The 20,639-nt window shown below is 67.6% G+C and carries 19 protein-coding genes; 10 read left to right on the top strand and 9 right to left on the bottom strand.

Annotation, left to right across the window (positions count from 1 at the left end; translation table 11 throughout):
• Positions 1-39: 39 nt before the first annotated feature.
• The 5 genes from HUV01_RS01175 to HUV01_RS01155 are packed head-to-tail and all read right to left on the bottom strand — an operon-like array spanning position 40 to position 5,122.
• On the bottom strand, positions 40-1,374 hold the full coding sequence (locus HUV01_RS01175; protein ID WP_174296494.1) for an outer membrane beta-barrel protein: 1,335 nt from the start codon (positions 1,372-1,374) through the stop codon (positions 40-42).
• Positions 1,375-1,410: 36 nt separating this feature from the next.
• The gene (locus tag HUV01_RS01170) at positions 1,411-2,289 is read right to left on the bottom strand and encodes a hypothetical protein (protein ID WP_174296493.1); all 879 of its coding nucleotides are present in this window, start codon (positions 2,287-2,289) and stop codon (positions 1,411-1,413) included.
• 15 nt (positions 2,290-2,304) lie between these two features.
• Positions 2,305-2,874, bottom strand: coding sequence for a glycosyltransferase (locus HUV01_RS01165; RefSeq protein ID WP_174296492.1), 570 nt, complete (start codon positions 2,872-2,874; stop codon positions 2,305-2,307).
• Positions 2,874-4,004 (bottom strand): Gfo/Idh/MocA family protein, encoded by a 1,131-nt coding sequence (locus HUV01_RS01160; RefSeq protein ID WP_174296491.1) that lies wholly within the window; start codon positions 4,002-4,004, stop codon positions 2,874-2,876. The genes HUV01_RS01165 and HUV01_RS01160 overlap by 1 nt, the downstream gene beginning before the upstream one ends.
• A gap of 35 nt (positions 4,005-4,039) precedes the next feature.
• Positions 4,040-5,122 (bottom strand): hypothetical protein, encoded by a 1,083-nt coding sequence (locus HUV01_RS01155; RefSeq protein ID WP_174296490.1) that lies wholly within the window; start codon positions 5,120-5,122, stop codon positions 4,040-4,042.
• 528 nt (positions 5,123-5,650) lie between these two features.
• On the opposite strand from HUV01_RS01155, the gene HUV01_RS01150 reads away from it, so the two are divergent.
• From HUV01_RS01150 to HUV01_RS01110, 9 genes are all read left to right on the top strand, one after another.
• The gene (locus HUV01_RS01150) at positions 5,651-7,021 is read left to right on the top strand and encodes an ATP-binding protein (RefSeq protein WP_174296489.1); all 1,371 of its coding nucleotides are present in this window, start codon (positions 5,651-5,653) and stop codon (positions 7,019-7,021) included.
• 12 nt (positions 7,022-7,033) lie between these two features.
• Positions 7,034-8,404 carry a Wzz/FepE/Etk N-terminal domain-containing protein gene (locus tag HUV01_RS01145; RefSeq protein ID WP_174296488.1) on the top strand — a complete coding sequence of 457 codons (1,371 nt, stop codon included), beginning with the start codon at positions 7,034-7,036 and terminating at the stop codon, positions 8,402-8,404.
• Entirely contained in the window at positions 8,404-9,138 is a 735-nt protein-coding gene (locus tag HUV01_RS01140; RefSeq protein WP_174296487.1) for a hypothetical protein, read from the top strand. The genes HUV01_RS01145 and HUV01_RS01140 overlap by 1 nt, the downstream gene beginning before the upstream one ends.
• A 118-nt stretch (positions 9,139-9,256) precedes the next feature.
• The gene (locus tag HUV01_RS01135; RefSeq protein ID WP_254606292.1) at positions 9,257-9,892 is read left to right on the top strand and encodes a sugar transferase; all 636 of its coding nucleotides are present in this window, start codon (positions 9,257-9,259) and stop codon (positions 9,890-9,892) included.
• Between the two features lie 36 nt (positions 9,893-9,928).
• The gene (locus HUV01_RS01130) at positions 9,929-11,065 is read left to right on the top strand and encodes a glycosyltransferase family 4 protein (RefSeq protein ID WP_174296486.1); all 1,137 of its coding nucleotides are present in this window, start codon (positions 9,929-9,931) and stop codon (positions 11,063-11,065) included.
• Between the two features lie 54 nt (positions 11,066-11,119).
• Positions 11,120-11,680, top strand: coding sequence for a polysaccharide biosynthesis/export family protein (locus tag HUV01_RS01125; RefSeq protein WP_174296485.1), 561 nt, complete (start codon positions 11,120-11,122; stop codon positions 11,678-11,680).
• Positions 11,680-12,231: an oligosaccharide biosynthesis protein Alg14 gene (locus HUV01_RS01120; RefSeq protein WP_174296484.1), complete on the top strand. Its 552-nt coding sequence runs from the start codon at positions 11,680-11,682 to the stop codon at positions 12,229-12,231. Before HUV01_RS01125 ends, HUV01_RS01120 begins: the two co-directional genes overlap by 1 nt.
• A 466-nt stretch (positions 12,232-12,697) precedes the next feature.
• A complete protein-coding gene (locus HUV01_RS01115; protein ID WP_174296483.1) occupies positions 12,698-13,984 on the top strand; it encodes a glycoside hydrolase family 5 protein in 1,287 nt (428 codons plus the stop codon).
• Between the two features lie 147 nt (positions 13,985-14,131).
• Positions 14,132-15,601 (top strand): class I SAM-dependent methyltransferase, encoded by a 1,470-nt coding sequence (locus HUV01_RS01110; protein ID WP_368039974.1) that lies wholly within the window; start codon positions 14,132-14,134, stop codon positions 15,599-15,601.
• A 49-nt stretch (positions 15,602-15,650) separates the two neighbouring features.
• Here HUV01_RS01110 and HUV01_RS01105 read toward each other — a convergent pair whose 3' ends face one another.
• Positions 15,651-16,541, bottom strand: coding sequence for a hypothetical protein (locus HUV01_RS01105; RefSeq protein ID WP_174296481.1), 891 nt, complete (start codon positions 16,539-16,541; stop codon positions 15,651-15,653).
• The gene (locus tag HUV01_RS01100) at positions 16,513-17,289 is read right to left on the bottom strand and encodes a hypothetical protein (RefSeq protein ID WP_217430859.1); all 777 of its coding nucleotides are present in this window, start codon (positions 17,287-17,289) and stop codon (positions 16,513-16,515) included. The genes HUV01_RS01105 and HUV01_RS01100 overlap by 29 nt, the downstream gene beginning before the upstream one ends.
• Positions 17,290-17,545: 256 nt before the next feature.
• On the opposite strand from HUV01_RS01100, the gene HUV01_RS01095 reads away from it, so the two are divergent.
• Positions 17,546-18,712 (top strand): acyltransferase family protein, encoded by a 1,167-nt coding sequence (locus HUV01_RS01095; RefSeq protein ID WP_174296479.1) that lies wholly within the window; start codon positions 17,546-17,548, stop codon positions 18,710-18,712.
• Positions 18,713-18,756: 44 nt separating this feature from the next.
• Here the strand turns inward: HUV01_RS01095 and HUV01_RS01090 are convergent, their stop codons facing one another.
• Both HUV01_RS01090 and HUV01_RS01085 read right to left on the bottom strand, forming a co-directional pair.
• A complete protein-coding gene (locus HUV01_RS01090) occupies positions 18,757-19,059 on the bottom strand; it encodes a hypothetical protein (RefSeq protein ID WP_254606290.1) in 303 nt (100 codons plus the stop codon).
• Positions 19,060-19,129: 70 nt separating this feature from the next.
• The gene (locus HUV01_RS01085; RefSeq protein ID WP_174296478.1) at positions 19,130-20,638 is read right to left on the bottom strand and encodes an efflux transporter outer membrane subunit; all 1,509 of its coding nucleotides are present in this window, start codon (positions 20,636-20,638) and stop codon (positions 19,130-19,132) included.
• Position 20,639 lies beyond the last annotated feature (1 nt).

Raw genomic sequence — 20,639 nt, 5'->3', positions numbered from 1 at the left:
CGACGTCGCGGCAGGTGCGGTCGCCGCCCTCGCCACGCCTCAAAGCGCGTAGCGCAGGCCGAGTGATCCGACGACGGCCGTGAAGCTGGCGGTTAGGGGATCGTTGTCGACCGCGCGTCGATCGTAGCGGACGTCGGCATCGACCGTCAGATTGCGGCTCAGGCTGTAGCGCGCGTTGACGAACGCGGCCGTCACCTTGTCGCGGCGAGGGTAGAGCCGGAACGCGTTGACGTAATAGTCGCCGCCCGCGCTGATGATGAGCGGCCGGAGCAGCTCGTAGTCGGCCCGGACGCTGCCCCGCGTGCTGACGAGGCCGCTGCTCCGGTTCTGGAGGATCGCTTCCTCGACCGATCGGGATGCGGCGCCGGTCAGTGTCACCAGCGGCGTCAGATAGTATTTCAGTTCCGCATCGACGGCGACGCCCCGGATCGGTCGCAGCACCGCGGCATCGTAGCTGCGCGAGAAATACCCGACCCCGACCGTGCCCTCGACGAGATTGCCGGGACGGAACGCGACGCCCACGAGCCCGGTGTAGCTCTTGCCCGTGAAGTTCAGGACACCCGGCGCGACCTGCGCCCGGGCATAGTCGATCGACGAGACGATGCCCTGGACGAATACGCCCAGCGCCGGTCCGATGCGACGTTCGAGCCGGGCGCTGCCGCGGATGACGCGGTTGTCGCGGATGTCCTGGTCGATCGGACCGATGGCGCGACCGGTGGCGTCGAGCGCCCTGGTGTCGCGGAAGTCGAAGCGCGTGACGTCCAGCGAAGCGAAGCCGCGCATCGCGCCGGAGTCGAGGAACGCCCGGCCATAGACGGTCGACTCGACGAACCGGACGGGCGCGACCCGCCCGCCGGGAAATCCGCTCGAGTCCCGCCGTTCGATAAGCTGCGCGACCTGGGCGCCGGCCTCCGCTGCGACTTGCGACGTGACGGCGTAGCGCCCCGACGCGGAAAGGCTGTAGCTGTCCTCGGCCGCTTCGGGCTGGTTGTTGAAGCGTGCGAACCGCCCGGTCGCCTCGACCCGTATCACCGCCTTGTCGATATCGGATCGCAGCGACACGCCGGGTTCGACCTGAAGATACGGCTCGCCGCGGACGGCCGTCTGCTCGGCATAGAGGTTGGAGTCATAGCCGCCACGCAGCCCGAGCGACGGGACGATGTCGATCGCGCCCACCGAGATCGGGACCGGCTCCAGCTCCGGCCGGATGCGGCGCGCCACGTCCAGGGTCATGCCGCTGTCGGTCGCCGGCCCCAGTACCGGCTCGACCACCGGGAGCGCCGCCTGTTGCGCCCGGGCGGACGACGCGCCGCACAGCAGGGCCGATATGACGCAGGCACGGCGCAGCGCACCGCGACGAACCTGACCGGACATGGTATTTCCCCCCTTGGTCGTGCCCCAACCGCGTGCTCAGGCCGCCAGCGCCTGCCCCCGATCGAACTGCCGAATCAGATCGACGGTATTGCGAATGTTGCGCTCGCTCGATGCGCCGAACAAGATCGATTGCACATAGGGCTCCTCCACCACCCACTTGATCGCTTCCGCCGGCGGGATCGCGCCCGACGCCAGAACCGACATGGCGATGATCCGGGCAGGCCAGCGGCTCGTCGCGTCACGATAGGCCTCGATGCCGCCCGACATGCGGAAGCCGATCTTGTTGACGTTCGCGCAGACCACCGGCTGACGGATACCCACGCTGTCCAGCACCGGCAGAAGCGCAGGCAGGTTCATGGTGATGAAGCCGGGTTCCGCGTCATACTTGCGCTTGACGTGATCCGCGAAGATCCGGAACGCATCATCATAGCCAAGACCGAGCAGCAGGTCGGTGACGATGTTCTGCATGAACACGTACGGCGTGCGAAGCCCCTCGAACGCCTTCATCTCGGCGTCGATGAGCAATGTAGCCAGCCCCTCGACGTCGCGGCCGATCAGCGCCTTGCCGCCGCGCAACGCGGTATCCACGAACCCGCCGCTCGGCAGGAAACGTTTCAGCGCATCGAAATAGCCGAACTCCGTGACGGCGTTGGCGTATTTATGGGCATAGGGCATGCAGGGATAGAACTCGAAGTCCTTCCACTCGTCGGGATGCGATCGCACGATCTGCGCGATTTCCGTCACCCGCTCGTGCGTCGTGCACATGAAGACATTGACGCCGGCCCGCCTGGCCGAGGCGAGCGTCGACACGACCGCGTCCAGCTCGGCGAACTGAATCGCCTGTTGCCGCGCCTTTTCCTCCGACATGTGGTTGATCGCAAAGAACTGGTTATCGCCAAATAGAATACGGTCCATGTCAGCTCCTGCGCGTCATGAGACGAGAAAATCCCGGATCCGGGCGACAAGCCCGCTCGGGCCGAAGGCGCCGAGGCGCTGGTCCACACGCATCGGCCGGGACAGCAACGCGGACATCGCGCCGCCGAGCGCCGGAACGTCGTCGGCGACCGCCAGCCCGGGCGTGTCGCGGAACCGCGCTACGGTATCGAGCTGATGGTCCGTCGTGTGTTCGCCCAGGCTGGCGTGACGGGCAAACACGAGGATCTGCTTGCTCGCCTCCAGCGCCTGGACGATCGAGCCGATGCCGGCATGCGCCACGAACAGGTCGCAGGCGGCGACGCGTTGCCCGAAATCGGCGGGCGTCAGCCTGCGCGCCCATGGCGCATGTCGGGGCAGATACTCGCCGTCACCGATCTGGATGAACGTGTCGACCAGCGGATGCGCCGCCGCCCACATATCGACCGCCTGTACCAACCGGTCGAACGGCAGCATCGAGCCGACGGTGACGAACACCGTTCCGGTTTGCAGCCCAGGCCCGCCAAGGCCGATCGCCTGTTCACCGTCGACCGCCGCCGGACCGCCGGTCGCGGCAAGGTCCGCCATCAGGCCGACCCGAGAACGCGGCTGAGGATGTTGGGGCGCCGCTGGCGAACGGGTGCGGCCTGCGGCAGCTGCTCCGCCGGTCGGTTCTCGGAAGCGGCGCGGATCATCTCCAGCGTGCGGTCCGTCACCGCCGCGCTCGCGAAGTCCGCCGTGGGGTCGGACCGACCGGCCGCAAGGGCGGCGGCGAACGTTTCGAGCTGGTCGGAATACTCCTCCCCGCGAAGATAGAACGAGGGGTGCGGCGTCAGTTCGGTGATGTACTTGATCGTCCAGCCGCGCGGGTAGCCGGGCTGGACCACACCATTCGTACCCAGGAAGAGCTGAAGCTCCTGGCGATCGGCGACGATCTTGCCTCCATCGCCCGCCAGCGTGATCCGCGTCGTCATCTTGCGCGCGGACTCGTCGGCCCAGTTCACCGACAGCTGGCCGGACACGCCGTTCTGGAAGGCGAGATCGGCATAGACCGCATCGTCGACCGACGCCGACCATTGGCTGGTGAGCTGCGCACCGCAGCAGACCGCGGGATCGCCCGCATACCAGTTCATCAGGTTCGCGGGATGCGCGGCATAATCGTACAGGCATCCGCCGCCCTCGTTCGCCTTGCTGCGCCACGTCTTCGTGCTCGGCTTCAGCACGACCGGCCCATAGGCTTCCGCATGAACGTGACGAAGCCTGCCGATCGCTCCTGCGTCGATCAGGCGCTTGGCCTCGCGAAAGGTGCCGACGGACCGGTTGTGGTAGCCGACCTGAGTCACCAGGCCCCGCCGGACCGCCTCGCCCGCCAGATCGGCGCTCACCGCGGCGGACAGCGTCATCGGCTTCTCGCAGAAGACATGCAGGTCGCACTCGAGCGCGCTGCGGATCATCTGCTCATGCATCCGGGTCGGGGTGGAAATGAGGATCGCATCGAGGCCCGGCATCCGGATCAGGTCATCGTAATTCCGATGGGACGGAATGCGGCAGTATTTCTCGATCATTGAGGCGACCAGCTGCGAGCTGTCGCAGATCGCCGTCACCTTCAGCCCCGGCGTGCGATTGGCGACGCTGAGGTGCGAGATGCCCATCTTGCCCAGGCCGACCACCGCGATGTTGAATATGCGCTCGCCGTTCATCGAGGATTGCTGCTTCATCTTCGCTCCTTCGTGAGTCTCTGCGGGCGCCGGCATCACAGCGACGCCACATGGGACGGCATCGACGCCGAAGCGCCGAGGCGACCAAGCCGCTTCAGGCGACGCAGGAAGAGTTTCGGGCGGGCATATCGCCGGTACGCCCGGACGAACCGCGCTGGGTCGAACGGCTGGCCGGCGACCGAGGAAAGGAACTCCTTGTCCGCAGGCAGGTGCAGCACGGCACGATCGAGCACATCCGTCAGACGTGGCTGGGCGAACGACCGGACGGCCGTCCACCAGCGCACGATGCTGCGCTGTTGACCCAGGTCGCGGATCAGCCCCCCCTGTTCGACGAACGCGTTCAGCGCCGCCGACACAGGCGCCTCGTCGCCGCTGTGATAGAGGTCCGCCCGTTCCGCCGCGTAGCGGTCCTGCATCGCGGCCAGATGGACCGACAGCTCGGCGAACCCGATCGGACTGGCCGCAAGCATCTCTCCGCCAAACCATCGCGAATGCGCGGACGACCGGCCGGCCACCCTGCGAAGATCGTCGACCGAGCGCCCGGCGGATTCCGACAGCATCATGCCGGTGATGTCATAGGCGCCGATCTCGTTCGCGCCGGGCAACTCGTCGTGCCGCAGCGGCCGCAGGACGACGGTATCGAGGTCGATGACGATATGGATGCGATCGCCTTCCGCGCCGGCGAGGTCGCGGAGCAGGTCGAGCTTGTGGTGCGCCGCGCGATGCGGCGCCGACAGCGGCAGCGACGACACGAAGCCCCGTTCCTCGATCCGGACGGTCTCGGGAACCTGAAGCCGCGCAAAGGCGCGCATCACGGTCCCGGCATCGTTGGTGACGAACATGATGTCGTGGCCCGCGGCATCCGCGGACTTGGCCAGCAGGGCGGCGCACCCGAGGTACACGGCGCCCGCGTCGCTCGCCCGGCGCAGGTTGGGAAACACCTCGGACTCGCGGTCGACGATCAGCAGCGCCACGAACTGCAGTCGCGTCCGGGAGCTGTTCTCGACCACCGGGCCGTGGGAAACGGAGCCGTTCTCGAAATCCCGGCGGGTCTCGCCGTACAACTCCTGTCCTGCGGACTGGACGATAGGCTCGCTTGTGCGAGACGTGAGCGTCATAATCGGCGACCTTCCCCCAGGCACATGTCGATCGTGACATGAACACTGTCATACGTCTCAAAGTCGGGCTACTCCCACAACGGCGTAAACCATTGAGGCTCGCGGCTCATCGTCGGCGCTTGGGAAGTCTATTTCGACTGACGCATCGGCTACATCGAAGAACTAGAGATGCGATCATCTCCATCCTGAGCTGTTCGCCCTTTGTCATACCTTTTGAGTATTGCGGGTACTTAGGAAGTAGATCGCTCCGACCACGAGGATTATTGTCACCCGAGATGGGGTGCGGTTAGGTCCCGCCGTAACCCCGGTACACGCCGCGGCCGCTCGTCGGCACGGACCGGTCGGTGACAAAGGGGGGAACGAGTTGGCACACCGGCAGGGATCCGGCCTCGTCTTGTTGCGTGGGCCTGCACTTCTGACACGACGCGCGGATCGCGTGGCAGCCTGCGCGGGGCGCGGCGACGGGGTTCATCGCCTCGGTTCCGGCTTGCGGTCGCCATCGTCCGCGCCGTTGCCGAGGACAGGCGCGTGAGCGTGGGCAAGGCTGGCGCGGCGACGCCGCTCCCCCCCCGCCGGAGCCCGGTGGCCTGGTTCCGCGACCTGTGGACATCGCTGGTCGGCGCGCCACCGGCGCTGCTTCCGCACCCCGACAGCTACGAGGCCCGCCCTTCCGACAGCCTTGCCACCGGCCCTTCCGACGGCGGTCGGAACGCCCCGGCCGCTCCGGCGGACACCGACTGCGGCAATCCCTCGCGCGGGGACCGGGCGGTGCGTCGCAACCCCGCGGCGCGTATCGTCGCGGCTTTCGATTCCGCCCACCCGGTGCAGGAACGCGAACGGCTCCACGGGCGGGACGACATGCTCGACATGCTGTTCGAGGCCGTGCTGTTCAACCGTCAGCACGCCATCGTCTATGGCGCACGCGGGTCCGGCAAGACGTCCCTGGCACGGATATTCGGCGACTATGCGGACCAGCAGGGCGCGATCGTCATCTACACGGCATGCGAGTCGACCTCGTCCTTCGCGGAACTGCTGCGCCCCTATCTGTCGTTCATCCCGTCATCCTGCATCCCGTTCGCCTCGCAGGCGAGCTTCGAGGCGGAGCGCCAGAAGCTGCCCGACGAGTTCGGCCCGCGCATCGCCGTCGACCTTCTGTCCCGGCTCGATCCGGACGTGCAGGTCATCCTCATCCTCGACGAGTTCGATCGCGTGGACGACGAGAAGGTCCACGCGCAGGTCGCGACGCTGATGAAGCTGCTGTCCGATGCGCGGCTGCCCATCCAGCTGCTGATCGTCGGGATCGCGGGGACGCTGGACGACCTGATCGGCTCTCACCCGTCGCTACGCCGTCACCTCCTGCCGATATCGATCGGACGGATCTCGCCGAACGACACGAGGACGCTGATCGAGACCGGTGCGCAGCGCGCCGGCGTCACCTTCGACGAGGGCAGCATCCAGGAGATCGCACGGATCTCCTGCGGCTCGCCCTATCATGTGCAGCTGTTCTGCTACGTGGCCGCCGTGGAGGCGGTTCGTCAGGATCGCGACACGATCGACTTCGAGCTGGCGCGCCGCGGGGCGGTTCGGGCGTTCGACACATGGGCGACGCTCAATCCGAACGACGCGGCGCTGTTCCGCGCCCTGGCCGACGCAAGCCCCGACCAGCTCGAGGCGGTGCAGGCCGCCGCGCGCGAGGCGGCCGGGCACGACACGGTGAGCGCGGAGGGCGTCGGCGTCGGGCTGCTTGCGCCGGCGCTTCGGCCGGATGGGCGATCGGGACGGCTGTGTTTCATCGACAGCGCGGCGCCGCAGTTCCTGCTCGCGATCGCTCCGCCGCGCGAGCGCCTGGTCGTGGGGGTGGAGCGATCCCCGCTCGCCAGCCGCGACCGGGCAGCCTGAGGGGAAGTCATCATGTTCTCATCGGATCTCGTGCTGGCGTTGAGGTCTCGCTGGAAAACCGTGGCGACCGTGCTCGCGGCCGTGCTGGTCCTGGCGGTGGCGTGGCTCCTGGTCACGGAACGGACGTACACGGCGCGCGCCTCGCTGCTGTTCGACGATCGCGGGCCGAGCCCCGAGCTGCAGGACAAGGGACCGGCGGGCGACAACCGCGCGTTGCTCGGGACGCAGGCGGACATCCTCAAGAGCGACGCCGTCGCGCGGCGCGTGATCGAGAAGAACAACCTTCTGGTCAATCCCGATCTGCGCCGGGAGTGGCAGCGGACCAGGCCCAGGACGAACTCGTTCGAGCCATGGCTGACGGGCTATCTCCTGGCGCATCTGGCCGTGGCGCCGGAGCGCGACACCAACGTCCTCGCGGTCCGCTACACCGCCAACGACCCCGTGATGGCGGCCCGGCTCGCCAACGGCTTCGCATCGAGCTTCGTCGCCATGCGGATGCAGATCAGCACCGACACGGCCAAACAATATGCGACCTGGTTCCAGCAGCGGACCGACGAGGTGCGCGGCCGGCTCGAACGCGCGCAACTGGCCGTGACCAATTTCCAGCGGTCGCACGGGATGGTGGACGGCAACGCCCTGGCGCTCGAGGCCGATCGGCTGAGCGCGCTGTCGACGCAGCTCGCCAGCGCCGAGGGCGTCGCGGCCGATCTGCGGTCGCGGGCGGGAACGCGGGTGTCCCAGTCCCCCGACGTCCAGTCGTCGGCCGTGGTCCAGTCGCTGCGCCAGGAGATCGCCGCGGCCGACGGGAAGATATCGGAACTCTCGGCCAGCCATGGCGACCAGCATCCCGACATGCTGGCCGCCAGGGCCGAGCTTGCGACGTTGCGCGGCAAGCTGTCGTCCGAGACCTCGGGCGCGAGCCAGTCGGTCATGGTCGCCAGTTCCGCCGCGACGGCTCGCGAAGGGGAACTCCAGGGGCTCGTCGCGTCGCAACGGGCGCGGATGCTCGCGCTGAACGGCTATCGGGGACAGCTCGAGAAGCTGCAGAACGACGTCAACACCGCGCAGCGCGCCTATGAGACGGTGACGCAGCGCCTGAACCTGATGCGCCTGCAAAGCGGCCTGCCGACCACCAACGCCCAGCAGGTCGACCGGGCGACGCCGCCGCTGCTGCCGACCAAGCCCGACATCCCCTTGACCGTCCTTCTCGCCACCATCGCCGGCCTGGTGCTCGGCGTGCTGACGGCGCTGCTGATAGAGAACCAGCGGCCGCGGGTACGGACGCCGCAGGGTCTGATGCGCAGCACCGGCCTGCCCGTGATCGGCGGCTTCGCCTTCGGCAGCTTCCTGCGGGATCAGGCGCTGCGACTGGAGAGGATCTGATGAGGATACGTTCCACCACCAATCGCGTGCTGGTCGGCGTCGACCCCTCGCACCCGGGCACCGGCGGACCGGACGCCGGCGGCACCATGCTGCTGTTGCCCCACAACTCGCCGTTGAGCTGGCTGGCGCGCGCGGCGTTCGACGCGGAGGATCCGGTCGCGCGCATGGCACGATCGCTGTGCGGTTCGATCGCGGCGGCCGTGGAGCCGGGCGAGGCGCCGATCCAGTCGACCGGCGTCATCGGCCTCGACACGACGCTGGAAGCCTCGATCCTGGCGGCGAACCTCGCCATCTCCTACGCGCAGCTCGGCACGCCCACGGTGCTGATCGACGCCAACATCCAGATCTCGCGCCAGCACGCGCTGTTCGGGGTCGCCGCGTCGGGCGGGCTGATCGCCGCGCTGAGCGGCGAGGGCAGCGCGCGCGCGCTGGCGGAACCGACGGCGGTCAGGAACCTGTCGGTACTGCCGGCCGGCTCGCCGAGCGGCGATGCCTCCGTCCTGCTCGACGGCGAGCGGTTCCACCGCCGCGCGATGCCGCTCCTCGAGAGCTTCGCGACGATGATCGTCGACGTCGGCGCACCGTTCGGAGAGCCGCCCTCGATGTGCGGCGCGATCGACGCGATGATCCTGGTGGTCCGGCGCGACGTCACGACGCTGGAGGCGGTCCGCCGCATGGGCGCGCGTCTGGCCGACATGAAGACGCGCGTCGTCGGCATCGTCGTCGCCGAGTGACCGCGGACGAAGGCCGGTCCCGACCCGGCCGGTCGTGCGAGGCCCGCTACCCGTGCCGTTGCCAAGGAGATGTGGAGTGACGAACCTCGACGAAACCCGGGCTCGCGTCGGTCCTTCGATGGCCGACCGGTTCTTCGGCGAGGTCGACCAGATCGGCCCGGCCGCCCGGTCGGTGGCGAAGCGCGCCATCGACGTCCTGGTATCGGGCCTGCTTCTGGCGATCGTATCGCCGGTGCTGCTCATCATCGCGCTGTCCGTGCTCCTGTCGAGCAGGGGACCGGTCATCTTCCGGCAGAACCGGGGCGGGCTGAAGGCGAAGCCCTTCGCCGTCATGAAGTTCCGCACGATGTATGTCGTGGAGGACGGGGATCACGTACGCTCCGCGGTGCGCGGCGACCGCCGGGTCACGCCCGTGGGTAGTTTCCTGCGCGCCACGAGCCTCGACGAGCTGCCACAGCTCGTCAACGTCCTGCTGGGCGACATGTCGCTCGTCGGACCCCGTCCCCACGCGCTCGTCCACGACGAGGTCTATGGCGACGCGCTGGACAGCTATTGCCGACGCTTCGCGGTGCGGCCGGGGATCACGGGGCTGGCGCAGGTCCGCGGGCTGCGTGGTGAGATCAGGACGCTCGACTGCATCAAGAGCCGGCTGTCGGCGGATTGCGAGTATATCGAAGGCTGGACGCTGAAGTCCGACGTGTCGATCCTGCTGCGCACGCTGCCGCTGCTGGTTCGCGATCACAATGCGTATTGAGGCCGCTTCGACGGGGATGCGTCACGGAGACGCGGCATGAGGATCACCCATGCGGTGCGCCAGTACCGGCCCGGCATCGGCGGCATCGAGACCTATGTCTCGCAACTGGCGGAACGACAGGCGCGGGCCGGCCTCGACGTGCGCGTGGTCACGCTCAACCGCATCTTCGGCGGCGACGGAAGCTCGCTGCCGGCGCTCGAGCATCGCAACGGCGTCACGATCCGGCGGATCCCGTTCGTCGGCGGCATCCGCTATCCGATCGCCCCCGCCGTGTTGAGCCGGATCGGCGACGCCGACGTCGTCCATGTGCATGGGCTGGAGTTCTTCGCCGATTTCGCCGCGCTGACCCGTCGCATGCACCGCAAGCCGATGGTGCTGTCGACGCATGGCGGGTTCTTCCACACCCCGTTCGCCCGGCGGCTGAAGCGATTGTGGTTCAACACGGTGACGCGGATGTCGCTCAGCGCCTACAGCACGGTACTCGCCTCCAGCGTCCAGGACGAGGTCGTCTTCCGTCGCATCGCCGGGAACCGGGTCGCGCTGCTGGAGAATGCGATCGACGTGACGAGGTTCGCGGGCCTCGCCAGTCCCGGTACCCGGACGATCATCTTCTTTGGCCGGCTCGCCCCCAACAAGGGGCTGGACCGGCTGATCGCGTGGTTCGCGGCGTTGCAGGCGCAGGCGCCGTCCTGGCGGCTGATCGTCGCCGGCAAGGAGATGGGCGTCACCATCTCCGGCCTGCACGAACTGGCGTCGAAGCACGGCGTCGACCATGCGGTCGAGTTCCATCGCGAGCCGGACGACGACCAGTTGCGGGCGCTCATCGCCAGAAGCAGCGTCTTTGCCTGCGCCTCCACCTACGAGGGTTTCGGACTCGCGGCGGTGGAGGCGATCGGCGCGGGGCTGTTCCCGATCCTCAGCGACCTGGCGGTGTTCGAGCGGACGCTGCACCGCGTCGGGATCGGGATGACCAGCGACTTCACGCCCGGCGCGGATGTCGATGCCTTTCTGAAGCAGGTGGGTCAGTTCGAGTGCGACGCGATACGTCGTCCAACGATGGCCGACCGGATGGCGCCGTTCGCGTGGCCGGTGCTGATCGACCGGTTGCACCAGCATTACGCCTGCGCGGTCGCCGCCGGGCCGGGTGAGCCGTTCGCCGCCCCGGTCCGGTGAGAGACAGTTCATGGCCGGAGCGGAGGGCCGCTCGGGCAGTCGAGGAGAACCATAGTGCGTGTCGTCTTCATCATCGGATCGCTGGCGCTGGCGCTGGCGACATCCGCCTGCTCCAACATGCCGCTGCCGGCCGGTCCGGTCGCCGCCCGGCCGGCGGACTATACGCTCGCCGCCGGCGACAAGCTGGAGGTGACGACATTCGGGTTCAAGGAGCTGAGCGGTGACATACTGGTCGCGGCCGACGACACGGTGTCGCTGCCGCTGGTCGGTTCGATGTCGGTTCGCGGCCTGACGTCCCGCGATCTGGAAGGCCAGATCACCGCGCTCCTCGTGCAGCGGGATCTGGTCAAATCGCCCAAGGTGTCGATCCAGGTGACGCAGTACCGCCCCTTCTTCGTGCTGGGCGAGGTCAATCAACCCGGCAAATACGATTTTACCAACGGGTTGACCGTGGCGCAGGCGATCGCGACGGCGCGGGGCATCACCTATCGTGGCAAGCTGAAGAACGTGTTCATCCGGCGGGAGGGATCCAACGTCGAGGTGCCGATCGAGGTCACGGCCTCCGCACCCGTCCATCCGGGCGACACGGTGCGGGTCGGCGAGCGGTACTTCTGATGTTCGGGCTCGCCCGGTCGCGCCACGCACCCGACGACCGGCACCGTGGCCCGCGCCGGCCAGGGCGATGGCGGCCATCGTCACGTCCCGACCACGACCGCCCGCTCAGGCGGATCGTCGCCGCCGCATCCGGCGGTGGGCATTGGGTCGAGCTGCTGCGGCTGCGGCCGGCCTTCGAGGGGCTCGACGTCGTCTATGTGTCGACCATCGCCGACAACGCGACCGTGGTGCCGGACCACCGGTTCTACTCGGTCCCCGACGCCTCCCGTTTCAGAGTGAAGACGTTCGCGCCGATCATGGTGCGTGCGATGGCGATCCTGGCGCGTGAGCGGCCGTTCGCGGTGGTCACGACGGGATCGGCCCCGATGCTGCCGTTCGTCCTGCTCGCGCGCCTGTTCGGAGCGCGCACCCTCTGGATCGACAGCGTGGCGTGTACCGAGCATCTCTCGACGTCCGGGCGCATCGCGCGCCGGATCGCGCATCGCTGCATCGTTCAATCGCCCAAGGTCGCGGGCAAGGAAGGCCTAGAGTTCTGGGGCAGCGTCATCTGAGCGCGATCCGCTCGGCTTGTCCGACGACAAACCCGCCCCATCGAAACCGGTTACGCTTACTCTGCCAGTAACCTCAAAGTGTTATTGCCTAGAAAGACATACGCCTTCATGCTGGGCGGGTCGATCAAGGGGAGTAGCCATAACCAGCCACAAGCATCCTATCCACAAGGCGTAAGGCCGTGACGGCTGTGGCGATCAGCTGGCTGATCGCTGCTCCGGGCACATTCGTCCACGTCGACTAGCCTGTTCATCGCGATGACTATCCCCGGAGTCCGTCGCCTCCCCCGAGGCTGAGACCAGCTCCCTAATCGAGACAGTCAGCACCGGGTCGAGACGGCCCGGTCGCGGAAGGCTGCGCGCCCGCCCCGACTTCCTTCCCCAAGGCCAGACCCTGACCGGTTTGGTCGTCGATGATCTGCGCGTCCACTCCGACAGTCGAAAAGGTTTGCCCGATGAAGACAAGCTCATGACCTGGAAGCCTCAGGAACCCCTGACCCCGATGCTCCCGACCGGCTCGGAGCCGCTCGGTCGCCGTCACGTCCTGCGCTGGCTGTCGATCGGCGGCGCGGTGCTGGTCACCGGATGTGGGGGCGACAGTTCGGCGACGGGTGGCGGCATCGACGTGGTTCAGGGGGCGGCAGCGTCACCCGACCCCGTACCCTCGCCGACCGCCACTCCCGCAAGCACCAGTGGAACCCAGTCCTCCCTTGCGGCAAGGACCACGCCGACCGGCCGCGGCGTCGCCTTCGGCAGCCTCGAGGGCAGTCCGGACTCGTTGCCCGGGCGGCTGTACGGCGAGGTGTTTCCGGAACCGGAGTCGCATTTCGCTTACTACGCTTCGAAGGGATGCGATCACATCCGCCTTGAAGGGGCGTGGGAACGTCTCCAGCCTCGGCTGTACGGGTCGCTCGGCGAACAGCTGCTCGGTCATTACGACGATCCGAACAATCCGTTGCGCAACCCGGTCGCGATCGTCCGCCGCGACCTGGACATGGCGGCCAAATACGGTCTGAAGGTGATCCTCGATCTCTGCCACAATTACGGCAGCCGCTATGTCGGATACGACGGTACGTGGGCGCACATGACCAGGGCACAGCTGGGATCGGCGCAGGTACCGGTCGACGCGTGGATCGACTTCTGTGTCAAGGTGACGCAAGCCTTCGGCAACCATCCGGCAGTCGCGTCGATCGAGTTGATGAACGAGCCGCACAGTCTCCCGATCGGCAATGTCGGCTGGGCGAACGCGTGCCAGGCCGCGATCACCGCCATTCGCCAGGTCAACTGGAACGTGGCGATCGTCGTGGGCGGGTATGAATGGTCCAACGCCCAGCTCTGGCCCTACCTCAACCCCACCCTGCACACGCTGGTCGACCCTGCGCGCAATCTGTTCTGGTCCGCGCATGTGTATTTCGACCGGGACAGCAGCGGCACGTATGGCGGTGGCGGCGAAAGCGCGCCGGCCGACGCCAATGTCGGGGTGGCGCGGGTCACTCCGTTCCTGAACTGGCTGAACCAGCACGGTCTCTACGGGCGTGGCCATATCGGCGAGTTCGGCGCCCCCAACCGTGCCGAGTGGCAGCCGGTGGTGCAGAACTTCGTGCAGGCGACCAAGCAGGCAGGCCTGGTGCTCACCGCGCATCAGGACGTGGCCTATGCGAACGACACATACCAGATGAACCTTTTCCCGACGACCGACAGCTCGGGCAGGATCACGGGCGCGGATCGCCTTGTGCTGCAGTCGCTGCTGAGCTGACCCGCGCCGCCGGGCGGACAGAAGCGACGGCTTCGTCGGCAACGGGGTCGGGAGCCTGCCGTGCAGGCTCCCGACCTTTCGCGTTGCGCGGTCGAGCATATGGAACCGGGCGATTGGCAGCGTGGCTGATCCGACCCGGCGCCGACCATGACGAGCGCCTACACGTCGGTATGTAACCATTCGGGGTTGGTCGTTCCGACTTCAGGCTCGTTTGAAGACGGATTAGGCAGGCCGTACTCTTTTGGTCTGGTGTCCGATCCCCGAATAGACGGTCGTTTCCCTGTCGGCGCCATTGCTCTTGCGGCTCCTTGCGGTTGTTCTGCGGCCGGAAGTCAAAGGAGGCGGGTTGAAATGCATCGGACCGATCACGCGTGCCGGCACTGTGCCGCACCTCTTGCAAGCTGCGTGCTCGATCTCGGACAATCGCCGGTGGCCAACGACCTGATCGATCCGTCGGTGAAGGAGATGCGCGACGGAGAGACATATCCGCTCAAGATCATGGTCTGTGATCGGTGTCGGCTCGTCCAGACCGTCGACCTGATCGACGCCGAGGATCTGTTCCGCGACGACTATGTCTACTTCTCGTCCGAATCCACTTCGTGGCTGCGCCATGCGGAAGACTATGTCCGGGCGATGAGCGAACGCTTCGCGCTCTCGGCTGGCGCTCGTCATGTCGAGATCGCGAGCAACGACGGCTATCTCCTCCAGTATTCGCGGGCGCTCGGGCTGGATACGCTGGGCGTCGAACCGTGCGGTTCCGTGGCGACGGCCGCCCGGGCGAAGGGCATCGCGACCTGTCAGAAGTTCTTCTCCGAAGCCCTGGCCCGCGAACTGGTCGCCGACGGCGGGCAGGCGGACCTCGTCACCGCCAACAACGTCTTCGCGCACGTACCCGACATCAACGATTTCGCCAGCGGGATACGCGAGCTGCTGAAGCCCGCCGGCGTCGCGACGATCGAGGTCCAGCATCTGCTGCGCCTGATGCAGCGCAACCAGTTCGACACTTTCTACCACGAGCATTTCAGCTATTACTCGCTGCTGAGCGCCAAGCGGGTGTTCGAACAGGCCGGACTCCGGGTGTTCGACGTGGAAGAGCTGCCGACGCATGGCGGGTCGATCCGTTTCTTCGTCTGTCGCGACGAGGCGGACCGCCCCACCTCTCCCCGCGTCGCCAGCCTGCTCGACGAGGAACTGGCCTATGGCCTGGACGAGGACGCGGTGTACCTCGCGTTCTCACAGCGGGCGGTGGCCCTGCGCACCGACCTGCGGGCGCTGCTGGGGCGGCTGAAGGATCAGGGCTGTCGCATCGCCGCCTATGGCGCGCCCGCGAAGGGCGTCACGCTGCTCAACTACTGCGGGATCGGTACGGACACGATCGACTTCACCGTCGACAAGGCGGCGTCCAAACAGGGCAAGCTGCTGCCGGGCGTCCGGCTGCCGATCCGTCACCCCGCCGCGCTCGCGGTCGAGCGGCCGGATTACATCGTCATCCTGCCGTGGAACCTGACCGACGAGATCGTCACGCAGATCGGCGACAGCTTCGACTTCGACGGCTCGTTCATCACGCCGATGCCGACCCCTCGCATACTGCCCAAGGTCACGCGGCGCGCGGCCTAGCCGCGCCGTCGGGTGGCGGCGGCCCGGGTGGTGGCGGCGCTCCCGTCCGCTACAGGGAGAACTTGAGCGACGTACCGGCCGAGAACCCCGGCGCGCCCGACGAGAAGCCGGCGCTGGCATAGGCGTTGACGCTCAACCGCGGCGCGACCGGGACCGAGGCTCCCGCGACCAGCGCGTTCGCGCTACCGATGAAGCGGCTGGTCCGTTCGGCATAGTCGTAGGACAGGAGGAGGAACGTGCCCGTACCCACCAGCATCGTCACCCCGACCGAGCCGAACACGCCGTTGCGCAGCACGCCGCCCGTCGGATTGCCGAAGACGTGATACCCCATCTCGACGAAGGGGCTTATCCGGCCATAGGACCGTAGCACGTCGATGCTGACCGTCTCATCGGTCTTGCCGGTCGACAGCATCGTGCTTCCCGCGCTGGTCGGAAGCTTGATGCGGACGCCGACGTCGAGATCGACCCCGGCGCTCTCCTGATGCAGCGCGAGCCAGGACGCGCCGACCGACAGGTCCCCGACGCCGTCGCGCTCCCGAACGCCGTTCGACGTGCTCGGGGCGGCGATCAGCGGGACGCCGTCGATACCCTGGTAGACCGTTCCGTCGCTCGTGATGTGCATCCAGGGCAGCGTGGCGTCGATCCGCAGGTCTCCGTGGCGGTAGCGGACGTTGGCCAGGACGGCGACGATGCTGCTGGTGGTCTCGGCGCCGAACTTGCCGTCCCAGTACGACGCCCCGACCGACAGCGATACCCCGTCATGGTGCTCCGTACCGGGAGGAGGCAGGAGGGTGACCTGCGGCGAGGCCGACGTGTCGTTGGTCGCGATCGCCGTCTCGCCGGCGACGCTCAGCGGGTCGGCCGCGGCCGGTAGCGCGGACCCGGTCGCCAGCGCGATCGCCAGTAACCCGTTACTTGAGCCGAAGCGCGCGCAACGCATCAAGGGCGTCCTGATGCGCGATCCTGTCATGCTCGGCCGCCGTGTTGACGTGTGCATCGCCTACCTTTGACGTTCTGGTGTCGCGGACCGCCGGGTGAGTGTCGATGTCGGACGGACGCGAGGGCACGGCGGGAGATGGCGTGGGTACCAGCACCTCCCCCTCCACTCTTGGCTCATCGTCCGATACCGACCAGTTCTCCCGCGGCTTGCCGATCGGGCCTGCGCCCGGTCGGTCATAGGAACCCGTCGGTACCGCCCGTACCCGGTCAGGCCCGACGGCCACGTCGCGGCGCATCGGCTGCGCGTCGGTGGGGTTCGGCCGCGCCTGGGCGATGTCGGGTGCGTGACCGGCGACGGGCGTGGCATAGATGGTCCGGCCGGTGCGCCCCGCAGGTTCGAGCGGCGCCGTCGCGCGACTGGCGGGCGCGGATACCGCGCCGACCGGCTTGTCGAGCGCGGTGTAGGAACGGGACGGAACCCCGGGCTCCGGACCTTGCGCCCCCGCCACGAAGACGCTGGCGAGGAGAGCCCAGGTCCCTCCAAGGGACAACACCCGCAGAACGATGCCGCCGCCGCCGACAGACGCTCGCCGACGCTTCTCGCGTCCCGCCATTTGCGGAACGCCGTAGATGTTGAGGATGAGGCGCAGGACCTCATCGTCGTCATCATCAGCGAGAAGCGACTGCGCGGCCATCGACCCCGACAATCCATCGTCGCAGGGATCCGGGCAATCGACCGGGACGGCCATTCGGGATTAGCGCGCGCCGATCTTTTGGTCGGATCGACTGCGGGGCGCCAGTTCTGGACGTCAACCGTTCCCCTCCACTTCGGGCCTCGGCACGAGCGAAAGGCGTCGGCGGCGACGGTCCTCAATCCTTCCGCCATCGCCGGACATCGCATGCCGCCACCTGCCCACAAGGTCATCATCAGGCTGGTGATGCACGACTCAGCATAAAAGCTGTTATCCTATCTATAGATGAAATAAAGTTCATTCGGGGGTATCAGTGACCGACGCGAGACACAGGCATCAGCCGGAACTGCAATCCATCCGGGGACTGGCCGCTCTTGCCGTTGTCATTTATCATTGTTTGTCGTTCTATAACGTCAGTCCCACCTTGTCCCGGTGGTCCGAACTTCTGCTCAACGCCCATGCGCAGGTGGTCCTGTTCTTCGTCCTGAGCGGACTGGTGCTGAGTGGCTCCCTGATGCGAAAGCAGGTCAGCCTCCGAAACTACCTCGTCTTCGGCATCGGGCGGGCGGCGCGCATCTATCCCGCGCTGTGGGTCGCCGTGGGCCTGGCCTGCCTCTACATACCGTTGCGGGAGTATCTGCCCGCGGCCCAGAACCGCTCGGCGCTTGGCCTCGACGTCGACCTGCATCGGATCACGCGGGGCGATGTGATCGGGTCGCTGCTCGGCGCCCGCGCCTATCCGCTGCCGCAACTCTGGTCGATCAAGTGCGAGCTGATCGCCGGCCTCGCCATGCCGGCCCTGGCATGGATGGTCGCCGCCGCCAGGACATGGTTCTACCCTGTCCTGGTCACGGTCCTGCTTGGCATCGTCAGCATGAAGGCGGGGCTGGACGGGCAGTATCTGGTCGATTTCGCCTTGGGCGCCATGGCGATGAGGCTGATCCTGACGCTGCGCGCAGGCGACGTGCAGCGCGGCAGCCTGCCGATCGCGCTGACGCTGCTGGTCATCATGATCCTGTTCCGTCAGGCGAGCCGGAACTGGGCGTTCGACGTCGATTACCACGCACCGGTCCCCGCGCTGATCGAGGGTATCGCCGCGGCCCTGTTGCTGGTGGTCCTGGAATGTTCGGACATGAACCGGTCGGTCCTGCTGGCGCCGACGCTGGTGTGGCTGGGAGACATCTCATACGGTGTCTACCTGCTTCATTTCCCGGTGCTTCAGTTCGGCTCGCGGCTGCTGCCGCTGCTGCTGGGTCATGTCTATGCGAGGGACCCGAACTCGAGCGCCCTCATCCTGACGGTGGCGACGGTCGCCGTGGTCCTGCCGCTCTCCCATTTCTGCTATCGTCTGGTCGAGCTTCCCGGCATCCGCGTCGGCGCGTGGATCATCAGGCACCAGGGCCGCTTCACCTGGCGGACGGACGTGACCGCGAGATTGCGCGCGCGCCAATCAGTAGTTGCGTCGGCAGAGCCGGACTGAGCGACCGACAGGTGGCGAGCGGACTGCCCGACCACCCCTCGCCTCTAGTTGCGCGCGTGCTTTCCGCCGTATCGCTGGCCGATATAGCTCGTCAGGCGCTGCATGATCCCCGACGCGTTCGCCGCACTTTCGGAGCAGCAGGGCAAGGGCATCCTGCTTGTCCCCGACGCGCGGCGTTCGACCTTGTGGCACAATGCTTCCATGTCGGCGCGCGTGAGCATGTTCTTCTCGCGCAGGAGGCAGAGCAGGCTTTGCAGGATGATGAGGCTTTCCTCGCCGACGTCACCGCCCGCCTGCATCACCGGCGGGTTCAGCGGCGGCTGGTCTGCGGACCGGATCGACGTCATCGTCATCTTCTCCTCGGCGGTTCCGGCAAACTACGCCGATTGCCGGGACTCGCAAGCATTTCCAAACGCCTTATTCGAGCCCTCCGCCAAGGGAACGATAGAGTTCGACCAGGTTCCCGCCGCGATTGAACCGGGTCGTCACGAGTTGCTGGCGCGCGGCATAGGCGGTGCGCTGCGCGTCGAGCGAGGTCAGGAACGAATCGACGCCGGCGCGATAGCGTGCGTCCGACAGTGTCGCCGCGATCTGCGCCGCATTGGCGCGTGCGGTCTGCGCGGCGATCTGCTCGTCGATCGTTCCACGCTGCGCGAGCGCGTCGGCGACTTCGCGGAACGCGGTCTGGATCGTCCGCTGATAGGTCGCGACGGCCGCCTGCCGCGACGCGCGGGCATAGTCGAGGTTGCCCCTGTTCCGCCCGCCGTCGAACAGCGGCAGCGCGATGGAGGGACTGCCGGTATAGGTCCCCGTCCCGCTGCCGAACAGGCCGCCGAGCGCGGTGCTGATCGTGCCCAGCGTGGCGGTCAGCGAGATGGTCGGGAAGAACGCCGCGCGCGCCGCGCCGATGTCGGCGTTCTGCGCGACGAGCTGATGCTCCGCCTGAAGGACGTCGGGGCGTCGCAGCAGGACCGTCGAGGAAAGGTCCGTCGGCAGGACCTCGATCGCGGCGCGCGCGTCGCCAAGCGCGACGGGAAGCAGCGCGGGTTCCACCGGCGCGCCGACCAGCAGGTCGAGCGCGTTGCGGTCGCGCGCGACCTGCGTCCGGAGCACCGCGATGTCGTTGCGCGCGGCCTGGTAGTTGGTCTCCGCCTGGCGCGACTCGAGCTCGGAGGCCACGCCGATGCGGAACTGCGCGCTCGTCAGGTCGAGCGTCTGCCTGAAGGTGTCGAGCGTCTGCCGCGACAGCGCGAGTTGATCCTCGTCCTGCGCGATCGTCAGCCAGGCGGTCGCGATCTGCGCGATCAGGCTGATCCGGGTGGTCCGCTGCGCCTCCTCGCTCGCGAAATACTGTTCCAGCACGGCCTTGTTCTGGTTGCGGACGCGCCCGAACAGGTCGACCTCATAGGCCGACAGGCCCACGTTGACGGAATAGTAGCTGATGTCCCCGGAACCGGCGCCGACCGTGCCGCCGACGGACCCGGTGCTCCCCGTGCCGGTGCCGACACCCGTGCCGGTGCCCGTGCCTATGCCCGTACCCGTGCCTATGCCGGTGCCGGTCGTCCCCGTCGCGGTCCCGCTGGTCGCGCCGCTCGAACCGAGGATGTTGTTGGTATAGGTCGCCGATCCCGATACGGCCACGGTCGGTACGAGGTCGGCGCGCGACACCCGGTATTGCGCGCGCGCCTGGAGGACGTTGGCGGCGGCCAGCGCCAGGTCCTGGTTGTTGTCGAGCCCGCGCTGGATGACGGTCCGCAGCGATGCGTCCGTGAAGAAATCGCGCCAGCCGACCCTTGTGATGTCCCGCGCGTCGGTCGCCGCGGCGGGATAGACCCCGCCCCGCGGCAGCGACGCCGGCACGGCGGCCACGGGGCGGACATAGGCCGGGGCAAGGTCGCACCCCGCCAGCATTGCGCTGGCGGTCAGC

This window comes from Sphingomonas bacterium, from assembly GCF_903643035.1.
Lineage (GTDB): Bacteria > Pseudomonadota > Alphaproteobacteria > Sphingomonadales > Sphingomonadaceae > Sphingomonas.
Note: the sequence above shows the minus strand (reverse complement) of the source record. Positions and strands in the feature narration are given on the sequence as shown.